A 24137-nucleotide genomic window follows, 5' to 3' on the forward strand; every position below is an offset into this window, starting at 1 on the left:
AGGCAGGGGAGAGATTTCAATGTTCCAGCCAATTTGGAAACTATTTAAATCCATTAAATTTACTTATTTCTCATTATTCCTCATCGGATTGTCGACTATACTTCTTTTTTCTTTTATGTATGGGAGTGTAAAGAAAGAAACGTATGAGTTAGAGGAATTTCAAATTTCTCCTGATACCATCCGTTCACTGAAAACGGTTGAAGATACTGTGAAAACGGAACAGGAAAAGGAACGCGCTGCTCATGAAGTAGGCCCCGCGTATGTATTTTCAGAAGACATTGCAAGAAACAGGCAGGCAATCGCAACATCACTTTTTGACTTCCTTATCGAAGTGAAAAACGCGAATGAGCCAGATCAGACTGAATCAGAAGTGCCGGTTAAGCCTGTAAAGGAACAAGTTGCTGAAATGCGTGCTAAATTGGCCAATTTAGAAAAGGAAGAGCCTAGTCTGCGGCTAAGTGACGATGCAATCTCTAGTCTTTTAGCCCAAAAGACGGATGCTTTGCTGGAAATGCAACAAGTTCTTGTTAGCGTAATGGGAGAGGAATTATCAAAACCGATCAGAACGGCTGATTTATCGACTGTCCGGTATGAAGTGGAGCGGAAGATCCGACTTACTGATTCGTTGCCCGCATCTGTCTTACAAACTTTGACAACACTTAGCAGGTCGCTTGTGGTTGAAACAGAGTCGGTTAATGAGGAGTCAACAAAGGCACGGATTGAAAGGGCGAAGGAAACCGTTGAACCTACCCGTATCTTGCAAGGACAAGTAATAGTACGTGAAGGCCAGGTTATAGATAAAGAAGTATTTAGGCAATTAGAGCTTGCGGGCGTATTGTCAAATCAGTCATCCATGAAACCGCTGGCAGGCCTCATTTTATTTGTGCTGTTTGTTGGCGCGATTATATACATGCATTTCTTGTCATGGAATGAAAATAGGGTTGTGAAGAAAAAGGCTTTGCTCATTGTACTAGCTGTCTTTTTCCTGCTCGTGATTATGATGAAACTCTTATCCCTCATTGAAAAGGATTTTGATGTCCTATTGGCCTTTCTATTTCCGACAGCACTCGCACCGATGCTCATTAAGTTATTAACGAACGAGCGGCTCGCATTAATGACGACAATTATCACAGCGGCAACGGCGGGAATTCTTCTGCAGGAGGGATACGCGGCAATCATTCAGATGGAAGTTGCACTGTACATACTTTTTGGCGGGATTATGAGCCTGTATTTACTTGGCGACAATGGTCGACGTTCGAACATCTTAAGGACGAGCTTAGGAGTGTCCGTTTCAAATATGATGTTCATCGCATTTTACCTATTGATGACACAGTCATCTTATACTTTGAATGAATTAGTGTATTATATGATAGCGGCAGTCGTTTCCGGAATTTTATCAGGAGCGCTTACAATCGGGCTGATGCCATTTTTTGAGTCTGCATTTAGGTTATTATCGGACATGCGTCTTATCGAACTATCGAACCCAAATCACCCGCTTTTGAAAAAAGTACTAACTGAAACGCCTGGCACCTATCACCACAGCGTTATGGTTGCAAATCTGGCCGATGCAGCATGTGAATCGATTGGTGCGAATGGTCTTCTTGCAAGAGTGGGAAGTTATTATCATGATATCGGCAAGACATTTAGACCTGGCTTCTTCATAGAGAACCAGCATGCCGGACAAAATCCGCATGATGCTTTGCCGCCTGAAAAAAGCAGGGATATTATTATTGCCCATGCCGAGGACGGCGCGAAACTTCTTGAAAAGCATAAAATGCCAGCAGAAATCATCGATATCGCGCGTCAGCATCATGGGACGAGCACTTTAAAATATTTTTACTTTAAATCCAAGGAATCTGGAGAAGATGTAAAAGAAGAAGATTTCCGTTATGCAGGCCCAAAACCTCAAACGAAAGAAATCGCGATTATCTCCATTGCGGATAGCGTTGAAGCTGCGGTTCGGTCGATGAAAGAACCAACATCAGAAAAAATTGCAGCACTCGTTCGATCTATCGTTAACGATAAATTGAATGACGGCCAATTTGATGAATGTGATCTTTCCATGAAGGAATTAAAAAAAGCTGAAAAGATTATCTGTGAAACGCTAAATGGGATATTCCATAACCGGATTGAATACCCAAAGTGAGTATGAAAGGAGATACGAGTAGATGCTAGAAATATATTTTGAGGACGAAACGACTAAAATCGATAAAAAAATTGAGGATATGATCCGAAAGCTATTAAACCATGCCGCTACAGAAGAAGGATTAACGGGCGAAATGGAAGTTTCGGTAACATTTATGACGGATACTGACATTCAGGAAGTGAATGCAACCTATCGAGGTAAAAATGTACCGACAGATGTCATTTCATTCGCACTTGAAGAATTAACGGAAGGCGAAGTGGCAATTGTGCCGGAAGAAGGCATGCCGACCGTGTTAGGTGATATACTTATTTCTGTAGAAACAGCCGCGCGTCAAGCTGAGGAATACGGACATGATTTCAATCGTGAAATTGGATTTCTTGCTCTTCATGGTTTCCTTCATCTTCTGGGGTATGATCATATGACTGAAGAAGATGAAGTAGAGATGTTCGGCAGGCAAAAGGAGATTCTTGCTTTATTCGGACTTGAGAGGTGAACTTCAATGCAGAAGTTCCTACAATCTTTCGTGTACGCTTGGAATGGAATCTGTCACGGAGTAGAAGTGGAACGAAATGTGAAGTTCCATTTAACAGCCGCAATTATTGTCATTGTAGCGGGTTTTATGACGGGCCTATCGCAGTTAGAGTGGTTTGTCATTATTATTCTGATTTGTGGAATGCTAGCGCTTGAATTGATGAATTCTGCGGTTGAACGTGTTGTAGATCTGTTAACAACAGAGCGTCATCCGCTTGCGAAACAAGCGAAAGATCTTGCTGCTGGCGCGGTTTTAATATATGCAATTGGAAGCGCAATTATCGGACTGATCCTATTTATTCCTAAATGGTTTAATTAAATTGAAGAGGTGTCTTTATGAATGTAGAAAAATTACTGGCTGAATCGAAAAAAGCAAGAGAGAAAGCGTATGTCCCTTATTCAAAGTTCCCAGTCGGGGCGGCGTTATTGGCCGATGACGGGACTATTTATCATGGCTGCAATATTGAAAACTCCGCTTATAGTATGACGAACTGCGCTGAACGCACGGCGTTTTTTAAAGCGGTTTCCGACGGCGTTCGTACCTTCAGAGCACTTGCAGTGGTTGGAGACACCGAAGGACCTGTTTCCCCGTGTGGTGCATGCAGACAAGTTATTGCTGAGTTTTGCGAGGGCTCAATGCCTGTCTATCTTACGAACTTAAAAGGGGATGTAGAAGAAACAACGGTCGCGAAATTGCTGCCGGGCGCATTTTCTAAGGAGGATCTTTCATATGCAGCAAAACAATAAAGCTTTCAAATCGGGTTTCATCTCAATTATTGGACGACCGAACGTAGGGAAATCAACGTTTCTAAACCATGTGGTGGGACAAAAAATCGCGATTATGAGTGACAAACCACAGACAACTCGCAATAAAGTACAAGGTGTTGTCACAACAGACAAGTCTCAAATCATTTTCATCGATACACCGGGAATCCATAAACCAAAGCATAAGCTTGGTGATTTCATGGTGAAAACTGCCCGCAATACGTTGAAAGAAGTTGACGTGGTTATGTTCATGGTCAATGCGGATGAACCGATTGGCCGAGGCGATCGTTTCATCATCGAACTTCTTGAAAACTCAAAAACACCGGTCTTCTTGATTATTAATAAAATTGATCTTGTTCATCCGGACGACTTATTCAAAATCATCACTTCGTATACAGCCGAATATGACTTTGCTGAAATCGTACCAATTTCAGCGAAAAACGGTAATAATGTCGATCGACTTCTTGAAACGATGATTAAATACTTACCAGAAGGGCCTAAATACTATCCCGATGATCAGGTAACAGATCACCCTGAGCGATTCATCATTTCTGAATTAGTCCGTGAAAAGGTATTACATCTGACAAGAGAAGAGATCCCACACTCCGTAGCCGTTGTAATCGAGAAGATTGAACGCGAAGAAGGCCGGGAAATGGTCAATGTCATGGCGACAATAGTCGTCGACCGTGATTCTCAAAAAGGAATTGTTATTGGCAAAAGAGGTGCCTTGCTAAAAGAAATCGGAACGAATGCCAGACATGATATCGAAATGCTGCTTGGCTCAAAAGTATTTCTTGAATTATGGGTAAAAGTGCAGAAAGACTGGCGCAATAAACCCGGCCATCTGAAGGAATTCGGATTCAGAGATGACGAGTATTAAGTAAAGAAAAGCGGAAGCGGCTTGCTCAGACACGACAGGTATAAGTCAGGCTGGCGAAGCAGTGCGCATTTTGCTGCACAGCCAGCCTGACTTATAACCCGAGAGTCTAGCCGCTGAAGCTGAGTAAAGAGGTGATTGCTTCGCTGAACAAATGGGAGGGAATCATTCTAAGAGGTATTCCGTACGGTGAATCCAACAAAATTGTCACGCTATTTACCCGTGAAGGCGGAAAGATGACGGCGATGGCCCGGGGAGCGAAGAAACCGGCGAGTAGACTAGCTGCAGTGACGCAGCCGTTCACACACGGTTCATTTCTAATTCGTACCGGCAAAGGGATGGGAACGCTTGAACAAGGAGAGCCTATCGATTCAATGCGGTATATTCGCGAGGACTTGGAAGCAACAGCCTATGCGAGTTACGTTGTTGAACTTATTGATAAGCTGACAGAGGATAATGAGCGTGTTGCCGGTATCTATGGATTACTTTATGAGGCACTTCATGCCATCAACGAGCAATATGATCCGGAAGCCATAGCATTATTCGTCGAGTGGAAAATGTTACCGGTCGCCGGCATCCATCCAATTCTCCATCAATGTGCAAATTGTGGAGCGACAGAGGGCGAATTTGCTTTTTCCTTTATGCAAATTGGTTTCATCTGTCATCGGTGTTTCCATGTAGATAAGCATGCGATACGGATTTCACCCAGTCAATTGAAGTTGATTCGGACCTTTTATAACGTTCCCATAAATCGGGTCGGTAATTTAACATTGAAGAAGACGACAAAAGAATTCATGAAAAAACTAATCCGAACAATATATGATGAGCAAGTAGGGATTCGATTAAAATCGAGATCATTTCTTGATCAGCTTGACTCGACACCCGAACTGCTCCCTAAAAAAGAAAAACCTAAAGAGAGTGGCGAATAGTTCTCTTTACAATAAACCCCGGACCTTGGATTCTATGAAATAGAGTCTAGATCCGGGATTTTTGTATTATAAATAAGTTGAAATAATAAATCCTTCAAATCCGTTTCGGCTATCCCTGGTAAGGCGCCTATGTTCGGTTTATATATCATCTTGAATACTTCGATTCCCTTTACAAATAATTAGTTACACATTATTGACGCGTTCAAATGCACCAAAACGAGTACCTTGGAAAGTTAGCATCCCTATATCACCATCGGCTAACATACCATATTGGGAACCGTTTACTGCTAGTTCCATACGATCTCCGCTCTCCACTTGAAATGTGGCATAATACCAAGTGCTGGCCGATGAATCACCAGATCCGCCGGAAGTTTGTGTTCTTTTTGTTACGACTTCAGCAGGTACCGTCAGTTTCGGGGAGTTATTATTTGAATTCCACGTACTGATAGATTTCACAATAGCGAAAATAATTCCACCAAAAACTATAATCGCAACTATACCGATAAAGATGGGAACAAAGGTAAACATAGCATCTTCAAAAGGTGAAAACATGTATAATACCTCCTTATGTATTTTAAATGGGTGTGATAAATATTATACGTTCTATTTCTGAAATAGTTTCATAACGTCTTTGATGTTTTACTTATATATCTTTATACTGATACGAAAGGAGGAAAGAACCGTCTATGAAGTACATAAAAATAATTCTGCAAATCATAGGCTTATATGCTTTTGTTCTGATGGGGAACTGGCTTAAAGATTTTCTCCATTTACCACTTTCAGGTAGCATAATTGGACTCTTAGTTTTGTTAGCGGCTCTTTCATTAAAACTAGTTCGGCTTGAATGGATTGAATCGGGCTCTTACTTCCTTTTATCTTATTTGCCCTTATATTTTATCCCAGCGACTGTCGGCGTAATGAATTACGGGCATGTCTTTGCGGGAAAAGGATTCCTGCTAATACCATTCACGATAATCAGTACGTTTTTGACGATGTGGATTTCTAGTTTTATAAGTCAATTTCTTGCTAAGAAATCTGCTAAGAAGGAGGACCAAGTTTCATGCAAATAATGATGTATTCAATCCTCTTTGTCATTGTAACAATTGCCATTTATCTTGCAATGAACTTATTATATTTTAAATATCACAAAGCGTTTTTCATCCCAATTTTAACAACGACTATTGGGATTATATTGATTCTCGTTCTTTTCAAAGTCCCATATGATACATACATGCTTGGTGGAAAGTGGATTGACTTGCTATTAGGGCCAGCAATCGTATCATTGGCCATACCTTTATATAAACAAAGAGAATTAATCAAACAGAATATGTTGCCAATAGTGGGAGGTATAGCGGTGGGCGTTCTAGTTGGTATGGCAAGCGGTATGCTTTTTGCGAAGCTGGCGGGATTCCCAAAAGAAATTGTTTTTTCACTAATACCTAAATCGATTACAACGCCTATAGCCATACAGATTGCTACGGCATTGGGAGGAGTAACTTCGTTAACTATCGCTTTTGTGATGATTGCAGGATTTACAGGTGTCATACTAGGACCGACATTTTTGAAATGGTTTTGCATCGATACTGCCATTGGCCGTGGCATCGGGTTGGGAGCAGCGGCCCATGCTCTTGGGACATCGAAAGCGATTGAACTTGGGGAGCAGGAAGCCTCCTATAGTTCCATCGCTATGACGCTCTCTGCTATAATTGGGTCTATCGTTGGTCCGGTTATGGCTTGGTTTTTTTATTGAATAGAATAAAATGAAATTTTAAAGGAGGATTAGATGAAAAAGTGGTTTGGTTCCGCAGCAATTTGTATAAATGAAAATAAAGATCTTTTAATGGTGAAAAGCGTTGGGTCTGAAGCCTGGGCTGTTCCATCAGGTGGCATAGAAGTAGGTGAATCACCGGAAGAATGTTGTATTAGGGAAGTGAAAGAGGAAACTGGATATGATGTTGAGATAGTAGAAAAACTGTTTATTAAAGAAGTGAAGCTCAAAGAGTATAAAGTGAAAACTTATTACTTTCTAGTAAATTATTTTGGAGAAAGCGAAGGAATTAATGACCCTGATGAACTCATTATAGAAGTCGACTGGAAATCACTTTCTGAAATTCAAAGTATTAAACACGGTTACCCGGAAGATCTAGCATTTTTAATGGATTTAATGAAATAAGGATTATGATTAATAGTAAAAAGAAGAGACGAGAGGCAGACTATGTTAATGATTAAAGGCTTATATGAAGCACATTTACCTGTTAGGGATTTGGATCGTTCAGTGGAATTTTACAAAGAATTAGGTTTACAATTTGACCACAAAGTGGAAGATAGATTAGCTTTTTTATGGATTGAAAAAGATAAAAGTTGGCTAGGTTTATGGGAAACTGAGAAAGTCGAATTGGAATATCATCCGTCAATAAGGCATATCGCCTTTGAAGTTTCTTTGCAGGATCTGAAGGAATCAGTAAGTTGGTTAAAGGAACGAGGATGCGAGCCAAGAAAGGCATTTGGATTTGAACCAACAGAAGCCTTTGTAATGCCTCACGCCGATTATGCACACGCTAAAATTCATTTTAATGATCCCGATGGAAATAGCTTGGAGTTCATTTGTAAGTAAGCGTCAAATACTCCCCACCTTCTAACCCCTTTCGTGTTATGTGATAATCACATTAACAATGTTAGGAGGTTTTTTCATGACACGAGACGAACGGCGAGCCATGTGGCACGCACGGATTGAAGCATTTAAAGCGAGTGGTGAATCTAGTGTAACAGCCTGGTGTGCTACAAATAATATCTGTGTTCCAAGTATGTATACTTGGCTTAAAAAGGAATGGCAAAAAGTAGATACTGCACCTACAGCCCAGCAGTGGGTTTCGTTTGATACAATCGCTCCAAAGGTAAGTATGCCTTCCCAATTGACACTTGCGATAGGTGTTGTTTCCATTCAAATTGAAGAGGGATTCAACCCTACACTTTTAGGGGAAGTACTTCAGGTACTTCAAACGCATGTTAAGTAAAACACCCGTTGATTGTGTGTATTTAGCCTGCGGACGTACTGATTTACGAAAATCTATCGATGGATTAGCTGTCATCGTTCAAGAAAGCTTTCAGCTTGATCCGTTTTCCCCTAGTTTATTTGTCTTCTGTAATCGAAAGCGCGACAAACTGAAAATCCTACATTGGGATCATAATGGATTTTGGCTTTACTACCGAAGGTTGGAAAACGGTCTATTCCAGTGGCCCGATGGACAAACAACCCAGCCACTTGCGATTAGCCATCGACAATTACACTGGCTACTTGATGGCTTACCACATGAACAAAAACAAGCTCATCCAAAAGTTTCTGCAAAAATCATTATTTAAAAAAAGGAATTCGTCGAGTCATGTCGAATTCCTTTTATTATGGAAAAATCAGTAGCAGTTATCTCATCTACAATTGAAGAACTCGCAGCGAAAAACATGGAGTTGGAAAAACAAAATGAAGCGCTACAGGCTAAACTCAACTGGTTAGAAGAACAATTTCGCCTCAGCCAACAACGAAAATTTGGCGCTTCTAGTGAAAAAACCAATCCAGATCAACTCGCACTCTCTCTTTTCAATGAAGCTGAAGTCACAGCGGATGAAAAGGTAGAGGAACCAACGCTTGAATCGATTACCTATCGTCGAAAAAAACGTACAGGCCAAATCGAGGCGATGCTTGAAAACCTGCCAACTGAAACGATTCACTATCGTTTATCAGAAGAGGAACAGGCTTGTTTGTGTTGCGGTGAACAAGTACACGAAATGAGTACAGAAGTACGACGTGAGTTAAAAGTCATTCCAGCTCAAGTGAAGGTCGTTGAACATGTACGCCATGTCTACAGCTGCCGAAATTGTGAACGCGAAGGCACTGAAACTCCAATTGTCACAGCGAAGATGCCAGCACCTATGTATCCAGGTAGTTTGGCTTCGCCTTCGGCGATGGCCTATATCATGAATCAAAAATACGTAGAGGGTATGCCTCTCTACCGACAAGAAAAACAATTGGAACGTCTAGGTGTCCCTTTATCACGTCAGACTTTAGCGAACTGGATGATGTACGGGGCAACTCATTGGCTAATCCATCTTTATGAACATATCCGTACCTATCTATTGATGCAGGATGTTATTCATGCGGATGAAACAACACTTCAAGTACTGGCCGAACCTGGACGCCCAGCGACATCCAAGTCCTATATGTGGTTATATCGGACGGGGCGTGATGCATCGGCTGCAGTGTTGTATGATTACCAACAAACAAGGGCAGCCAAACATCCGAAAGCCTTCCTTTCAGGCTTTAAGGGATATCTGCACGTCGATGGATACCAAGGGTATAATGATATACCGAAGGTGAAATTGGTGGGGTGTTGGGCACATTCGCGTCGAAAATTCGATGAGGCCTTAACTGCTTTGCCAGCGGAAGCCAAAAATAAGGAAACTCCTTGTGCTGCGGAGGAAGGGCTGCGTTTCTGTAACCAATTATTCGCGATTGAACGCGCGCTAAAGGATCACAGCCCTGAAGAACGCTATAAAGAGCGACTTGAACGCAGTCAGCCTGTGCTGGATGCCTTTTCAACTTGGCTACAAACACAAAGTCCGCGCGTCGCGCCTAAAAGTGCGTTAGGGCAGGCCATCAAGTATTGCCGAAATCAATGGACACGCCTTACAATGTTTCTACAGGATGGGCGTTTGGAAATCGATAATAACCGGGCCGAACGTGCTATCAAACCTTTCGTAATTGGACGCAAGAACTGGTTATTCTCTCAATCTATGAAAGGTGCAAAAGCAAGCGCAATTGCTTATAGCATTGTGGAAACTGCTAAAGAAAATCAGTTAAATCCATTGGTTTATTTAACCCACGTATTTGAACAGCTTCCTTTAATAGATTTGGAGGATTCAAAGGCGCTAGATCAACTACTTCCATGGTCGGAGACCTTGCCGACAAATTGCCACGTTCCCAATAAAACTAAATAAAGCATATAATAAGCGCCCCCTGAAAGACAGGTGGGCGCTATTTGACGCTTACATTTGTAAAATAGAAAATCCGAAAAGATTGACTGAACGGATGTATTTAAGTGTATGGGAGCGACTTAACGAGATATAGATTAAATTAATATAAAAAAGGTGCATAAGTTGAAAAAAATCTTAGATTCTAACGTGGACAAACGGAGGCGGATTTTATGTTTTTTCTTCAAATGTCAGGATTTCCGGGTTCAGGGAAGTCAACTCTTTCCAGAGTTCTAGCAAAGTTAACCGGTGCGATTATAATAGATCACGATATTGTAAAATCATCTTTATTAAAATCTTTGGAGTCTACTAATGTAGTAGCGGATAATGTGGGTAAAATATCGTACGATATCGAATGGGCACTCATAGATTTTCATTTATCTCAAGGCTTAAGTGTTATATTTGATAGTCCCTGTTTTTATACGGAAATGGTTGAAAAGGGGGTTGGATTATCTAAGAAACATAATGTTAAGTATAAGTATGTTGAATGTTATCTTAATGATATTAAGGAGATTCAAATTAGGCTAAAGGAACGCACACGGATGATTAGCCAAATAAGTCAAGTTAACTCCGAGTGTGCATTCAGGGAACAGGTAGATGCTAGTAAAAAGCCTTTTAATCTTGAATGTTTGGTAATTGATTCCGGGAAGCCAATAGACAGTTACATAGACAAGGCTTTTTTGTATATTAAAAATTAAAAATTCGTTCTGAAATTGGGACAATTAAAGATAAGATAAATTTTTTTAATGGTGGCTACTATAAAACAAGCCAAATGAAATCCGACTTTAAACAATACATTAAAATGAGTGACAATTCATTCATGCCTATAAATAGTATGGTATATTCATTGAGGGAGTGATTGAATAATGGAGCTAAAAGTAGGGGATATTTTCACATGGAACGGGATGAAAAAGGGCGCTAACGTGTGAGTTGACGATGACACAAGTTGAACAAATGGATGGACTTAAAAAATAGCAATGAGTACTGTGTACCGCAACCAAATTGGAAAAGAAGTTCTTGTTGGAACGAGTCATGGAATTATTCGAGATTAACTATCCCGTAATAAAGTGGATCAAGAAAGCGATTCAGTTACAATTTGAATTGCTTTTTTATTTCAGTTATTTGGTTATCTAATAATTCTTAATATGCAACTTTCAAGTACAAGAAGCGTCGAATAAATAAAAGGAAGGTGCTCGTATAAGAAGATTAGTATATCCAACTTTCGTATATTCGTAGACATCATTGCTTTGATTGCAATTGCAGGTTTTATTTTACTATATTGCATAGTTAGGTAGGGGAAGCTTTGAAAAAGTTAGTATCCATTCACATAGTTTCAATGATTATATTATTAAGTGAATCAATTTCATAATAGCCATTTTTAAAAATGTGTAGAGTAGCCCCTTGATGATTTTCAAGTTTTTTAAAAATAAAATTTCGATGTAGTTAAGCTACTTGTAACGACTGTTGCTTCATTACTACTCTGATCCGATCCGTGGCTAATTTTGAAGCATTATAAACAAGCGTCACCAATTGGAAGTGCAGCTTCGCTTTCTTTCCAGTTCGATGACGGACATTATTGAGCCCGAAGAATTCTTTTAAATACGCATTGACCCGTTCGACAGCGGTACGTTCCTTGTACAGTTCATCCCACTTTTTCGATCCCCTGGCTGGATTGGTGTACTTCCTGAAATCCGTGGATTGTCTAATTTTATAGGTCTTTTGACAAAGGGTGTCGTGTTGTAATGGACAGGTCGCACATTCTTTCGGGCGTGTATATTTCAGTGTCTTGTATTTCGGATCGAAGCTATCGTAAAGATAGGAATGCTCTACGACACACGTCGGTGCGAAATGCTCGTCGTAACCGACCATCTCTCCTTCGTTGCGTCGATTATACGGAATGACGGCTTGTAGATTTTGGTCAGTCAATTGTTGATAAATCGGTTCGTAGTCGTAACCGGCATCGAAAAGACCTGTGTTAAATAAAGCTGGAAGGTCCCGATCAATTTTCTTCAATAATGGAATGGCTGCTTTCCCGTCATTGAGACTACCGGACGTCATCATACCCGTAAGAATATATTGGCTTTTTGTGCTGACGGCCAAATGACCTTTATAACCAAACCAGAAGGTGTTTTTTCCATCACTGTTTTTCTTGATTCCCCATTTCGGATCGATAGGGGCCTCTTTAAACAACGTTTCTACTGATTCGGATAGCTGATGTACAATCTCTTTTTCATAAATCGGACGCGCTTTCTCCGCCGCCTGTTTTTCTTTCAACCATTGTTCACGTTCGGCTTTTGGCTTGCGACCGCGCTTTTTCGAAGCCGGCTTTTCTTTCTTTTCGGAAGCCTGGGCACGATCCCTCGCCTCGAAATGGGTGGCGTCAATGGCGATGTTTTCTTCGCCAATATGCCCTTCATCGATGGCCAGCAAAATAAGATTGTCATGAATTTGGGTCATCGTATCTGATTCACTGATGACGGTAATCATCCTGGAATAAGAAGCTTCGGATGGGATTTGGTCGGAATGAAGAAAACCACAGTCATAACGAAAAATGGGGTCACGATCCAACCGTCTGACAAGATCCTTGATTGTCACAATACGCTCGACGACGCGAGCGATAAGTGAATAGATCATGGCACCGTAATTCAATTCTCTAGGTGCACCTACTTTTTTCGGTTTATCGAATAGATTCAAGATAGGATTTAAGTTAACTGTTGAAAAAACTGCTTCAAAATGATGGGTGGGTTCCATCTTATATAATTCATGCATGTCAAACAGGCTTTGTTGTCGTATAATGGACATAGGGGCATCTCTCCAGTCTGTTATGTATGTGTCGTAACTTACATTATACAGGATTTGGGGAGGTGCTCTATTTTTTATGTCTTGAAAGCCTTGATACGTAAGGGCTTAGGATTATGAAATTAACTCAAGTGCATGTCAAAATCAAGATTTGAAATTCGTTGGTGAGAGTGAAAACTGGTCGGCGGAAGTGACTGTTACACAGACTGACGGGGATGAACAATATAAAATTCAGATTAGCTATAAAGGCAATGAGTTAGAATGCATTAAAACATTTGATTATTTTGTTGAAACAACAACCAATGGAGTGCTAAATTTTGGTGCGAACAATGTATCACTGAATGAAAATGGTATGTACCATAACAAAAGTTTAAGTTCAAATAGCCCTTCAACGAAGCAAGAAGAGAAGCTAGTTTTGAAAGTAGAATGGAATGGGCTAACTGAAAGTTTCGTTCTAGGAAATTTGTGAATTAAGAACTTGTACTCGGAAAAGATGATAGCAGCGACTGAGTAGTTACGCTGAACGTCGAAAAGAAACGACGTAAGTCCTCGAGTAGACTCAATAAAAATGATTCTTTTTCAATGAGATAGAGGGGGATTTACATACATTGTTCAATTTTCTAAAAGCAACAACTTTAAAAAAAGACCATTTAAAAGGAACTGCAAAACTTCTGTTTCAAGACGTTTCAGAAGAAGCCTGGGACAGAGAAAACCTTACTAAAGAGAAGCTAGATTTCACGATGGACAGCCTGAGATATATCGATCAGTATGCAGTGAATTTATTGAATACCGAAAACGGCACTCAATTATTGAGTAAGCACTTTGAAAACTTTTCTTCGCGTATAGGGGCTTATATTGGAGAAGTAATAAAAAGTACTATTCAGCAAGACTTTCACTGGTATGAATTTGAGTCTATCTACAAACTTACAACAAAACTGGATGATTTTGATGGTGATGATGAAAAACAAAGCCTTTTGTTCTCGAAAAAGAAAGATGCAATTATACTGCCTTTGTTGGAAACATCTCAATTTCTAAAAGGGGAATCATCTTATCTTACTTTAGTAAACTATGCAGAAGAAATGGTTAATCGGAATGCCTGATGCAATTGCTTATCAGAGAGATGGAAAAATTGAGCGTAAAAGAAATTATTAATAGAGCATTGCCGAGGAAAATAATAACTGCAATTTTCCAGTCATTCTCTTATATGAATCGTTAACTTATATAGTAAGCGATTTAGTTTCATCCCTTTTTTGAAAAACAAATCCCTAAAGTTGAGTAATTTTTGTCGTCACTTTTCTAGTTGATTTTCGAATTACTGTTGCTTTGGATAAGTCTTCCTGTAGTTATCATTTCCTATTTGATAGCAGATATTAAAAGAAAGAAAAAATCCTTTTAAACTGAGAATTGAAAGAACTATATGTCTTAAAACTGTTTATCACCGTAATCCTATTGAATTATAGAAATGAGGTAAGAGTTATGAAGGTTCTGTTAGAAAAGGCAATCGAATCTGATGCGCAATCCATTTTCGATATTCAAGTAAATGCATTTTCACCTTTACTTGATATTTATGAGGATTACAATACCAATCCAGCGAATGAAACGATTGAAAGAATGCTAACAAGGATAAACACTCCATCGGGAGCTGTGTATAAAATAATAACGGATACTACTCTTGTAGGTTCTATTTGTGTATTTTGGAAAGAGGAAACTCAATTTTGGATCAGTCCAATGTTTATTCTGCCGAAATATCAGGGACAAGGAATTGCACAGAAAGCGATAACGCAAATAGAGAAAATTTTTCCTCAAGCAGTATGTTGGGAACTAGCTACAATAGCGGAAGAAAAACGGAATTGCTATTTATATGAAAAGATGGGCTTCTCAAAAACAGGTAAAATTAAAAACATAAATGAACGAACGACACTTGTTTATTTTAAGAAGATTTTGTGAAAAGTTTCCGGTTTTTGCTAAGTGGAAAATGATTGAAGGGATGGATCCAGTGGGTAGTTTGACCATGAATATAGCATTAGTTCTCATTTTTATATTTTTCATTGCAAGTATTTCCGCTGTACTCTTTTCAATAAAAAACAAAAATATTCGAAATAAACCAAGCAGGGCTGTTCTAGTTGTGATTGCATTACAATTACTTGTATTTACATTGTTTTTCTCCAATATATTAGGAATCCTTCCAGAATCAGTTTTTACTATAGTATGGTGGGGGACAGTACTATCCGGCTTTATTTTTGGGATAAAGGATTATAAAAATAATTCTATAGCAGCCACATTGTGTTTATTGTTAAGTGTTTGTTTAGCGGTCCTTATGCTTTTACTGTTAGGAATTACCTCTATGTAATGGTAGATAGTCAGGTAATGCCGATTTTATAAGTAACTTGGAATGCATGATCTACTACATATCGTTAGGTGGAAAACAGATTGCAAGAAGACTAATAGCTTTCATGCGGAACAGGGGAAATAGGTGGAGAATGATGTAGAACTACTACTAGGGGGATAATGTTGGGGTATCATTTTGAGATTTTGACACAAGAACAGGCGGAAGAGATTGCATATAATTGGCACTATGATGCCGAATATGCTTTTTACGATATAGAAGCGGATAATGAAGATTTAGTTGAGTTCTTAGAACCTCAAAAACGGGGTGACTCATACTTTTTTGTTACTAAAAACAACGATGCGATAGGATTCTTTACTTTTAATAACGTTGGTAAAAATACTATTGATATTGGGCTAGGGATGAAACCGAATTTAACCGGTAATGGAGATGGAATGGAATTTGTCGAAGCAGGTTTGGAGTTTGCCAAATCAAAATTCACACCAGAAAAAATAACATTATCAGTCGCAACCTTCAATCGAAGGGCTATAAAGATATATAGAAAAATTGGATTTAAAGAAGTTGATACATTTATACAGGACACAAATGGAAGTAGATTTGAATTTATGAGAATGATTTATCAATGCTAATGTAGAAAGTTAGTCCTTATTCAACTACAAACTTTACTGAATTAATACTTTAATATTTTTTATTAGTGGATACAGGTTCACGGCACTAAGTGCAGCCAAAAGTCACTCCTTCCTTCCAAAAGATGCACAGTTGATAGAGGAATATAATACAGGCTTATCTATTATTTTTTTATTTAAGAGTGACGAAAAAGAGTTATACCAAACCGTATTATCCGAAAAGTCTGGGGGGAGGTTTCGAAGTAGTGTATCAACAAGTATTCCGTATAGTTCAGATGAACTTCAACCGGTCGGTGGAATCAGTTATACAACTGAAAATGATACTGGCGCTTTTTTGAGTATTGTATCAAACGATGAAGAAGTCGCATATATAGAAGCTGGTGTAGGATCTAATATAGAAAGAAAGAAAATAAAACAGGGAGAGCGGATCTCTTTCTTGTTTCCATTCAGTGAACAAATAAATTTTCTTTATCCTACCGCGTATAATAAAGATGGAAAAAAACTTTATTACTACGGTTATCCTAAAGATACAAATGTATCTATTAGTGAAGATTTAAAATGGCATAGTGTGGATGAACAATTATGATTTAACGATGGTATAAAGTGGTGAATGCTTTTTTTACGGGTGCATTACTTCAAGAATCAATAATCTCCCTTACTTCTTCAAGTAACAGGTAGGTTAAGTTAAAGAAAAAAGAGGTGAAGGATATGAGTGACCGATTTGAACTGAATTTTAAAAATAAGGAAGTTAGGATATGGCTTGTTATTATGATACCAGCCATGATAGCAGGGGTATTAATTATGCTTTTTGCTGAAACTAAACAGCAATATATTACAAGTTCTTTTCCTGTAATAGCTTGGATGATATTTTATATATGGCGTTATTTTTATAGAAGGAAACAAAAGAAAGAGTCTTCCGTTATTTGAAGTTGCTTATGGGTATTATTCTGGAAGGATTGATTGGGGTCTTTCCTAGTTAAAATAATGGGTACTCTTCAGAGGTAAGAGATGATAAAAAATTATGATTATGAATGTAATGATTTTTATTTCGCGATAACTGAATCAATTTCATGATTGCTTATTTTATATGTAAATGCGAACATTAACGTATTTTAGCAATTAATTATTCATTGATATGGATGAGGTCTGTTGATTGTAACAGGAGGCGGCGATTCCTGTGGGAAAGCGTACGCCTGAAATGGAAATCAACCTCGTTTGGATTTTAATACAAAATCCTCTATATATGTTGAACAAATGAATACGATGTATGCACTTTACAAGGGCTTTTGGAAGGCTACTGAAAAAGTCCCCACACTTGGGGTTAATTAGAAATCCTACTAATATCGCTTCGACGCTTTGTGGATGCCTCCCGCGATAAGCCGGAAAGGAGAGCACTTTCAGTCTTATCGCTTCGGCTACCACGAAGTCGCGCCTGCGCTGGATGGTCTATTTGAGAAAGCGCATTTCATTAGCTGTGATGAAATCTGCAACCTGGAGTGCATCTTTCTTGAATATAAGTAAGATCAACAAGTAATTACCTTATAATCTCGGCATATACATCTCAAAATTACATTTCTCTCGATAATGAATACGCTAGCGCAGGCGCGGCAAAGGCATCCCCAAAGCGCCAAGCGATTTACTATCCACACCCCGAATTACAACTCTCTTTTTATTGAGCGCCACCGTAGATTCTACGGGATTCTTTATTTCAACGTATATAGTATTAAATTGACTCAACTTGAAAAAGTTGAATTTATATATCTTTTTTTAAGGAGATGCTTATTTTGATTAGAAATTTATTTAAAAAGAAAGATCCTGTTATCACATTTTGGGAGTGGTTCGAAAACCATGAAGATGAGCTTTATATATTTCGAGAACAGGATGTTGAGAAATTGTTTGGAGGGTTGAATCGGATGATTGTGAAGGTGAATCCACAATTAGTATTTTCATTTATTGAAGAACTAATTGATGGTAAACGGGAGTTCACCATTCGTGCGGCTGGTATAGGGAAAAACTTTCCGGATGTAATTCGGTTGGTGGATGCTGCACCACGTTTAGACAGGTTCTCTATCGTGGCATTCAATCAGCGGCAAGATCTTAACAACGGTGTGAACATCAATGGAATCGAGTTGACTCGGGATGATGTCTTTTTCACCTATAATCAAGATCAGAAAAAGAAAAATTCCTGTCTTACGTTGTATATCAAAGGATACAAAGGGGACTATGACACTTATTTCGAACCAGTCTTCGAGTTGCTTGAAATTGTCATTGGTGAATACATGCTCGGAACGAAGATAACTGAAATAAAAATGGAAATGTATGATACAACAGAAGACCTTTTACCGATAAGCGATTTGCTAAATGTCTTAGTCGATGTAAAGAGTGTAATGTGAAGAAACTCGACTGCAACTAAGCTAGCTATACGGCATGTTAATAATATATCCTTTCTGAGAATTTTGGAGTTAGCTAAGTTCGTTTCTAAAAAAAGGATAAAATTCTTATCACAGCCCACCGTTTAATTGGGCATTACTACGAGCGACTTCACTCTTTTTATGTCCTATTAATTTCAATCCGAGCTCCGTAATCTAGAAAGTGGGTAGTGTAGCTATATCTTAATTGATGCGTGATGGGCCTCTTTAGTGATGCATACACTCTCGATGAGTAGACTTTTTAACTATAGAATTACTTTTTCTGAACTAATGGGTGATTCAGTTTAAGAAAACTAAATAAGAAAGGTCGATTTCCTATATAGAAAATCGACCTTTTCAAGTTTATATGCTATTTGCACCTATTGTAAATATAACACCCGATTCATTACATCATTCGACGAGAATATCAGCTTTTCTAAGTGCTTCTTCCGCATTTTTGATATGTGCTTTGTCGTCCGCAACTACCGTATGCAGATGTATACCACCTTCTGTTAACTTCGATAAGTAAATAGCATCTGCCTCTTTGATTCGCTTGATGAATTCTTTTACTTCATTCCGATTGGAAACCATGATTGAAGCACTAAGATCTCCATAGACTGGATGCTCGATTTTGACGTCCTTCACAGTAACACCATTATCGACAAGGATGTTCAATTCCTCCATCGTTTGGTCCGGAGTATGTTTGCAAACAATCGTCTTTTCGATTCTCTGGGGTCCCGCTTGCACATGCATATAAATATAGCCCTGACTTGTTGCGACAATCGGTTCATTTCTTGCCTTCAGCAATGTAATATCCCCGACAATCACTTGACGGCTGACATTAGTCATTTCTCCAAGAATTCTTCCTGTAATCGGTTTATCAGATGTCTGTAATGTATCGATGATAAGCTGGCGACGCTCATCCCCAAGAATTTTTTCATTTTCATTCATTATATAACCACCTCGCATAGCTATTTTACCATATTTAACGTATGTATAACCCTAAATGATAGCTCTATATATGTTGGTCAAATGAATACGGCGTATGCGCTGTACAATGGCTTTTGGGAGTCCAATGAAAAATTCTAATACTTGCAACGAAATAGAAATCCCACCAATACCGCTTCGACGCTTTGTGGATGCCTCCCGCGATAAGCCAGAAAGAAGACCGCTTGGGAGGGATTGAACTGCATCCCTCCTTAGTCTTATCACTCTGGCTACCACGAAGTCGTGCCTTCGCTAGATGGTCTATGTGAGAAAGAGCGTTTCATTAGCTGTGATGAAATTTGCCAGCTGGAGTACGTCTTTCTTGAATAGAATTAGCATCAACTAGTAATCACCTTAAAATCTCAGTATATACATCTCAAAATTACATTTCTCTCGATAATGAACACCCTAGCACAGGCGCGGCAAAGGTATCCCTAAAACGCCAAGCGTTCTACAATCCACTCCCCGAATTAAGAGGAAACTGGAAAATTTCTTTTTCAGTGGCTTCCGAATTAAAATTCTATCCTTATTGAGCGACACGACAGATTCAATGGGACCCTTTAATTCAACATATATAGCAAGCAATTTTCGAGAAGCTAAAGGTTCGTTGAAAAGGTGAGGTATCAGAAAATACATTGTATTCCGCGAACAAGTATGTTAAGGTAATAAAATAATTAATATGAAGTCAACACTTCATTTAAAAAGGTAATGACGGAAGAACTTCAAAAAGGAAGAGTGAAGATGAAATTAAAAGACCTGATTCACGAGTATTACGACCAACTGTCAAAAAGCCAGAAAAAAGTCGCGACTTATATAATCGATAACCCAAGAAATATTGCGATGTCTACGGCACAAGAAATTGGGTCGAGCATCGGTGTCAGCGAAACGACAGTCATTCGCTTTTGCTATAGCCTGCATCTCTCTGGTTATGGCGAACTACAAAAGGTCATCCGTGAACAATTGCTATTTCAAGAGAGTAGCTTCACAACATATCAGAAATCTAAACTGGAACTTGAACAGGCACCGCATTTTTTCACAAAAGTGATGGAGCGAGATCGTATAGCGATTGGAGAGACGATGAAACAAATTAAAGAAGAGGACTACGAAAAGGCAATCGAGCAGCTCTCTCAAGCAGAAACCATTTATATTCTTGGCCTTCGCTCTTCGTATACCGCAGCCAATTGGCTCTCATACACGCTTGGTTTAGTGAAAGGAAATGTCAGACTGTTACGACCAGAAACGGAGGATGTAATCCAAACGCTCAGTCAAATGAACGATAAGTCCGTCGTTATCGCCATTTCGTTTCATCGATACTTGAAAGAAACAATTCAAATTGCGCAATTGGCACATAGACAACAAGCTTTCATTATCGGCATTACTGATTCTATGTTAGCCCCAATTCATGCATTCAGTGATTTGTTATTTCCAATTTATTCGCCTAACAAGTCGACGCTCGATGCAACGGCTTCTCTATTTTCATTCATGAATGCAATTATTGCAGGATTGTCCGTGCAGGAGAAGGACAGTTTCGAAAAAAGACGTGAAACGTATCAATCGATACCAAGCGATTTCTTATTTGTTGAAGGAGTTGATTGAAAATGAAGGCAGTGTTACAAGAAATGAAGCCGATTGTTGAAAAGGTTTTTAACCATTTACACTCAAATCCTGAAATTAGTTGGCAGGAAATTGAGACGACTAGGTATTTGCAACAATTGTTAGAGAGTGAAGGATTTCAAGTTACTACATTCGACGATTCAACGGGACTTGTAGCAACAGTGGGGTCTGGCAATCCTTGTATTGGACTTCGAACAGATATCGATGCACTCTGGCAGGAAGTGGATGGGGTCTTTCAAGCGAACCACTCATGCGGACATGATGCGCATATGACGATTGCAATTGGCGCTTTACTCGTTTTGAAAAAGCTTAGGTATCCGAAAACCGGACGACTAAAAGTGATTTTTCAACCAGCTGAGGAAAAAGGGACGGGCGCATTATCATTTGTGGAAAAAGGGATCGTTGACGATATCGACTATTTGTATGGTGTCCATCTCCGTCCGATTCAAGAAATCGGTCATGGCTACGCATCCCCAGCCATTATGCATGGTGCTGCAAAAATGATTAAAGGGACAATCGTGGGGACGGATGCGCATGGAGCAAGACCGCAACTTGGACAAAACGCCATAGAAGTGATGGCACTTCTCGTACAGGCAATTCACTCCATTCACGTTGACCCAATGGTCCCGCATTCTGCAAAAATGACGATGTTCCAAGCGGGTGGAGAGTCAGCCAACATCATTCCTGGAAGTGCAGTATTTAGTCTGGATTTACGCGCCCAAACAAACGTGGTTATGGACAAATTGATGAATTTAGTTGATAAAGCGATTAGTTCGGTTGCAGAACTGTCTGATGTTATCATTAATTATGAAATAATCGCGGAAATTGCAGCTGCCCAAGTCGATGACACTGCTGTCGAACTGATGGCACAAGCGATAAGGGAAACAGTCGGGGAACAATTTTTGGTACCGCCTCTTGTCACACCAGGCGGAGAAGACTTCCATTACTACACATTAAAAAGACCTTCTGTCAAAGCGACAATGCTCGGTCTTGGCTGCGACTTAACGCCAGGCCTTCATCATCCCAACATGACATTCAATCAAAATAGTATACTGACTGGAATTGAAATACTCGTTCGAACGGTCATCCATTCATTCGGGCAGTTAGAGAGAAGGAAGTGAACCAAATGGACGTCAACCTATCCATTCGCAAATTAGAAACGAATGAAGACATGCGCCTGGTCCAATCGCTTGAACGAGCAATCTGGGGTCTTGATCCGATACCGACTCATCAAACCTATACAGCAGCGAAAAATGGAGGGTTATTGTTAGGCGCTTTCTTAGGTGATGAAATCGTTGGCTTTTCATATGGTTTTCCGGGTTTCACCAATGGTAAGCCTTATTTATGTTCGCATATGCTTGGCATTCTACCGAACAATCAACTGATGGGAATCGGAAAGTTGCTAAAGGATGAACAGCGTAAAATTGCCAAGGAAATGGGGTACAATTTGATTACTTGGACATTCGATCCATTGGAAAGTCGCAATGCTTATTTAAATGTGTCGAAACTGTACGCAATTTGCGATACTTATTTAGTGAATTGTTACGGTGAAATGGAAGATGGTTTGAACAAAGGATTACCATCAGACCGTCTTCAAGTCGAATGGTGGGTTTCGAGCGAAAGGGTCGAGGACAAGTGGACACCGCAAGTTTCCGACTATGATCGACCATTTATAGTTGAGAAATCCCATAAAGGAAATCCAACGCTAGTTGTGGATTCGAAAAATGTCCTGTTAAACAGTGTTGGTGTTGAAGTTCCAGTACCAGAACAATTTCAGTTGATCAAAAAGAATGAACCTGAACTAGCGCTCGACTGGCGATTGAAAATAAGGACTGTTTTTCAAACGTTATTTGGTTCTGGCTATGCGCTAGTAGGAGTGAATAGGTCGGAAGAAGGCGTTCATTATTATCAATTTGTAAAAAGAAACACAATTCCACTGACAATAAAAAATAGAGGAGAATCCGAATGATCATAAAAGAAATCAACATCCGAAAAATGAAAATGAGAATGAAGCACCCGTTCACAACTAGTTTTGGTACGTTCCAAGACAAAGATTTTCTGTTACTTGAAGTGAAAGATGAGTTGGGTAATACAGGGTGGGGGGAGTCGGTGGCATTTCACTCGCCTTGGTACAGCGAAGAAACACTGGAAACAAACCTACATATGATCCGGGATTTTCTGATACCTATCGTATTAGGAAGGGAAATCGGGCATCCCGACGAAGTAAGTGAATTGTTCGCTGCGATTCGCAGAAACAATATGGCAAAGTCCACTGTGGAAGGTGCTATTTGGGATCTCTATGCAAAGCGTAACGAATTGACATTGGCGCAGGCTCTTGGTGGCGAACGCGATAAAATTGAAGTGGGTATCAGTATCGGAATCCATGAAAATATTGCTAATCTGGTCGAAACGGTACGTGGTTTTGTGGAAGAGGGATATAAGCGAATTAAAGTTAAAATTAAACCTGGCTATGATATTGAAGTGATACGCGTGCTTAGAAAAAACTTTCCAGATGTTTCACTAATGGCAGATGCCAATTCGGCCTATACCTTAGAAGACATCGAACTTCTCAAACAGCTGGATGAATTTAACTTGACGATGATTGAACAACCGCTCGCTTCAGACGATATTATCGACCATGCGAAATTACAAAAACAATTGAAAACACCAATCTGTTTGGATGAAAGCATTCACTCCCTTGAAGATACACGAAAAGCGATTGAACTTGGTAGTACGCAAATCATTAACATTAAAATCGGTCGTGTTGGAGGTCTTACTGAAGCGAAGAAAATTCATGATTATTGCATGGAACGTCAAATACCTGTTTGGTGCGGCGGAATGCTGGAATCAGGAATCGGTCGTGCGCATAATGTAGCGCTTACAACACTTCCAAACTTCATCTTACCAGGGGACACCGCTGGATCCTCACGTTACTGGGAGGAAGACGTTATTACTCCAGAAGTTGTCGTGGAGGACGGTTATATTACTGTTCCAACCGCCTATGGTATAGGTTACGAACCGAATTTAAGAGCTATGGATAAATTCACGGTAGAGGAGATTCATTACAAAGCTGAATGATGCCTAAA

28 protein-coding genes and 2 pseudogenes are annotated in these 24137 nt (G+C 39.5%); 27 read left to right on the forward strand and 3 right to left on the reverse strand.

Annotated elements, in window-relative coordinates; genetic code table 11:
* The first annotated feature begins 19 nt into the window (after window positions 1–19).
* The 6 genes from MKZ11_RS15060 (at window position 20) to recO (ending at window position 5248) form a co-directional block, all read left to right on the forward strand.
* Window positions 20–2146 (forward strand): HD family phosphohydrolase, encoded by a 2127-nt coding sequence (locus MKZ11_RS15060; protein WP_340795213.1) that lies wholly within the window; start codon window positions 20–22, stop codon window positions 2144–2146.
* A 22-nt stretch (window positions 2147–2168) separates the two neighbouring features.
* Entirely contained in the window at window positions 2169–2639 is a 471-nt protein-coding gene (ybeY, locus tag MKZ11_RS15065; protein WP_340795214.1) for an rRNA maturation RNase YbeY, read from the forward strand.
* 6 nt (window positions 2640–2645) lie between these two features.
* Entirely contained in the window at window positions 2646–2996 is a 351-nt protein-coding gene (locus tag MKZ11_RS15070; protein ID WP_340795215.1) for a diacylglycerol kinase family protein, read from the forward strand.
* Between the two features lie 17 nt (window positions 2997–3013).
* Entirely contained in the window at window positions 3014–3424 is a 411-nt protein-coding gene (locus MKZ11_RS15075) for a cytidine deaminase (protein WP_340795216.1), read from the forward strand.
* Window positions 3408–4322: a GTPase Era gene (gene era / locus MKZ11_RS15080; RefSeq protein WP_340795217.1), complete on the forward strand. Its 915-nt coding sequence runs from the start codon at window positions 3408–3410 to the stop codon at window positions 4320–4322. Before MKZ11_RS15075 ends, era begins: the two co-directional genes overlap by 17 nt.
* 131 nt (window positions 4323–4453) lie before the next feature.
* Entirely contained in the window at window positions 4454–5248 is a 795-nt protein-coding gene (gene recO / locus MKZ11_RS15085) for a DNA repair protein RecO (RefSeq protein WP_340795218.1), read from the forward strand.
* Window positions 5249–5431: 183 nt separating this feature from the next.
* Here the strand turns inward: recO and MKZ11_RS15090 are convergent, their stop codons facing one another.
* Window positions 5432–5800, reverse strand: a complete 369-nt coding sequence (locus tag MKZ11_RS15090; protein WP_340795219.1) for a DUF2500 domain-containing protein — start codon at window positions 5798–5800, stop codon at window positions 5432–5434.
* A 134-nt stretch (window positions 5801–5934) separates the two neighbouring features.
* Here MKZ11_RS15090 and MKZ11_RS15095 point away from each other — a divergent pair, with 134 nt between their 5' ends.
* The 9 genes and pseudogenes from MKZ11_RS15095 to MKZ11_RS15135 all read left to right on the forward strand — a co-directional run.
* The gene (locus MKZ11_RS15095; protein WP_340795220.1) at window positions 5935–6318 is read left to right on the forward strand and encodes a CidA/LrgA family protein; all 384 of its coding nucleotides are present in this window, start codon (window positions 5935–5937) and stop codon (window positions 6316–6318) included.
* A complete protein-coding gene (locus MKZ11_RS15100) occupies window positions 6309–6998 on the forward strand; it encodes an LrgB family protein (protein WP_340795221.1) in 690 nt (229 codons plus the stop codon). Before MKZ11_RS15095 ends, MKZ11_RS15100 begins: the two co-directional genes overlap by 10 nt.
* Before the next feature lie 33 nt (window positions 6999–7031).
* Entirely contained in the window at window positions 7032–7421 is a 390-nt protein-coding gene (locus MKZ11_RS15105; protein WP_340795222.1) for an NUDIX hydrolase, read from the forward strand.
* A gap of 48 nt (window positions 7422–7469) precedes the next feature.
* Window positions 7470–7859 (forward strand): annotated as a pseudogene (locus MKZ11_RS15110) (VOC family protein); the annotation flags it as partial.
* A 79-nt stretch (window positions 7860–7938) separates the two neighbouring features.
* Window positions 7939–8262 (forward strand): IS66 family insertion sequence element accessory protein TnpA, encoded by a 324-nt coding sequence (gene tnpA / locus MKZ11_RS15115; RefSeq protein ID WP_340793820.1) that lies wholly within the window; start codon window positions 7939–7941, stop codon window positions 8260–8262.
* Window positions 8252–8608 (forward strand): IS66 family insertion sequence element accessory protein TnpB, encoded by a 357-nt coding sequence (gene tnpB / locus MKZ11_RS15120; RefSeq protein ID WP_340793818.1) that lies wholly within the window; start codon window positions 8252–8254, stop codon window positions 8606–8608. The genes tnpA and tnpB overlap by 11 nt, the downstream gene beginning before the upstream one ends.
* A 27-nt stretch (window positions 8609–8635) precedes the next feature.
* On the forward strand, window positions 8636–10237 hold the full coding sequence (gene tnpC / locus MKZ11_RS15125; protein ID WP_445327036.1) for an IS66 family transposase: 1602 nt from the start codon (window positions 8636–8638) through the stop codon (window positions 10235–10237).
* Window positions 10238–10443: 206 nt separating this feature from the next.
* A complete protein-coding gene (locus tag MKZ11_RS15130) occupies window positions 10444–10968 on the forward strand; it encodes an AAA family ATPase (protein ID WP_340795223.1) in 525 nt (174 codons plus the stop codon).
* A 220-nt stretch (window positions 10969–11188) separates the two neighbouring features.
* Window positions 11189–11322, forward strand: a pseudogene (locus MKZ11_RS15135) (enoyl-CoA hydratase); the annotation flags it as partial.
* Between the two features lie 391 nt (window positions 11323–11713).
* On the opposite strand, the gene MKZ11_RS15140 reads toward MKZ11_RS15135, so the two are convergent.
* Window positions 11714–13072, reverse strand: a complete 1359-nt coding sequence (locus tag MKZ11_RS15140) for an IS1182 family transposase (protein WP_340792672.1) — start codon at window positions 13070–13072, stop codon at window positions 11714–11716.
* Between the two features lie 187 nt (window positions 13073–13259).
* On the opposite strand from MKZ11_RS15140, the gene MKZ11_RS15145 reads away from it, so the two are divergent.
* The 8 genes from MKZ11_RS15145 to MKZ11_RS15180 all read left to right on the forward strand — a co-directional run bounded on the left by MKZ11_RS15145 (window position 13260) and on the right by MKZ11_RS15180 (window position 18435).
* On the forward strand, window positions 13260–13538 hold the full coding sequence (locus MKZ11_RS15145) for a hypothetical protein (protein ID WP_340795224.1): 279 nt from the start codon (window positions 13260–13262) through the stop codon (window positions 13536–13538).
* A gap of 139 nt (window positions 13539–13677) precedes the next feature.
* Window positions 13678–14169: a hypothetical protein gene (locus MKZ11_RS15150; protein ID WP_340795225.1), complete on the forward strand. Its 492-nt coding sequence runs from the start codon at window positions 13678–13680 to the stop codon at window positions 14167–14169.
* 376 nt (window positions 14170–14545) lie between these two features.
* Window positions 14546–15016, forward strand: a complete 471-nt coding sequence (locus MKZ11_RS15155; protein WP_340795226.1) for a GNAT family N-acetyltransferase — start codon at window positions 14546–14548, stop codon at window positions 15014–15016.
* 28 nt (window positions 15017–15044) lie between these two features.
* Window positions 15045–15419: a hypothetical protein gene (locus tag MKZ11_RS15160; RefSeq protein ID WP_340795227.1), complete on the forward strand. Its 375-nt coding sequence runs from the start codon at window positions 15045–15047 to the stop codon at window positions 15417–15419.
* Between the two features lie 161 nt (window positions 15420–15580).
* Window positions 15581–16045, forward strand: coding sequence for a GNAT family N-acetyltransferase (locus tag MKZ11_RS15165; protein WP_340795228.1), 465 nt, complete (start codon window positions 15581–15583; stop codon window positions 16043–16045).
* Window positions 16046–16175: 130 nt separating this feature from the next.
* Window positions 16176–16628 (forward strand): hypothetical protein, encoded by a 453-nt coding sequence (locus MKZ11_RS15170; RefSeq protein ID WP_340795229.1) that lies wholly within the window; start codon window positions 16176–16178, stop codon window positions 16626–16628.
* Between the two features lie 122 nt (window positions 16629–16750).
* Window positions 16751–16969 (forward strand): hypothetical protein, encoded by a 219-nt coding sequence (locus tag MKZ11_RS15175; RefSeq protein ID WP_340795230.1) that lies wholly within the window; start codon window positions 16751–16753, stop codon window positions 16967–16969.
* 857 nt (window positions 16970–17826) lie between these two features.
* A complete protein-coding gene (locus MKZ11_RS15180) occupies window positions 17827–18435 on the forward strand; it encodes a hypothetical protein (protein WP_340795231.1) in 609 nt (202 codons plus the stop codon).
* 426 nt (window positions 18436–18861) lie between these two features.
* On the opposite strand, the gene MKZ11_RS15185 is transcribed toward MKZ11_RS15180, so the two are convergent.
* Complete coding sequence (locus tag MKZ11_RS15185; RefSeq protein WP_340795232.1) at window positions 18862–19401, reverse strand: transcription repressor NadR; 540 nt, start codon at window positions 19399–19401, stop codon at window positions 18862–18864.
* 777 nt (window positions 19402–20178) lie between these two features.
* Here MKZ11_RS15185 and MKZ11_RS15190 point away from each other — a divergent pair.
* The 4 genes from MKZ11_RS15190 to menC are packed head-to-tail and all read left to right on the forward strand — an operon-like array spanning window position 20179 to window position 24129.
* The gene (locus MKZ11_RS15190) at window positions 20179–21033 is read left to right on the forward strand and encodes a MurR/RpiR family transcriptional regulator (RefSeq protein ID WP_340795233.1); all 855 of its coding nucleotides are present in this window, start codon (window positions 20179–20181) and stop codon (window positions 21031–21033) included.
* Between the two features lie 2 nt (window positions 21034–21035).
* Entirely contained in the window at window positions 21036–22172 is a 1137-nt protein-coding gene (locus MKZ11_RS15195; protein ID WP_340795234.1) for a M20 peptidase aminoacylase family protein, read from the forward strand.
* Window positions 22173–22177: 5 nt separating this feature from the next.
* Entirely contained in the window at window positions 22178–23020 is an 843-nt protein-coding gene (locus MKZ11_RS15200) for a GNAT family N-acetyltransferase (RefSeq protein WP_340795235.1), read from the forward strand.
* Window positions 23017–24129, forward strand: coding sequence for an o-succinylbenzoate synthase (menC, locus tag MKZ11_RS15205; RefSeq protein WP_340795236.1), 1113 nt, complete (start codon window positions 23017–23019; stop codon window positions 24127–24129). Before MKZ11_RS15200 ends, menC begins: the two co-directional genes overlap by 4 nt.
* Window positions 24130–24137 lie beyond the last annotated feature (8 nt).

Origin of the sequence: Sporosarcina sp. FSL K6-1508, from assembly GCF_038007465.1 — a bacterium.
GTDB lineage: Bacteria > Bacillota > Bacilli > Bacillales_A > Planococcaceae > Sporosarcina > Sporosarcina psychrophila_B.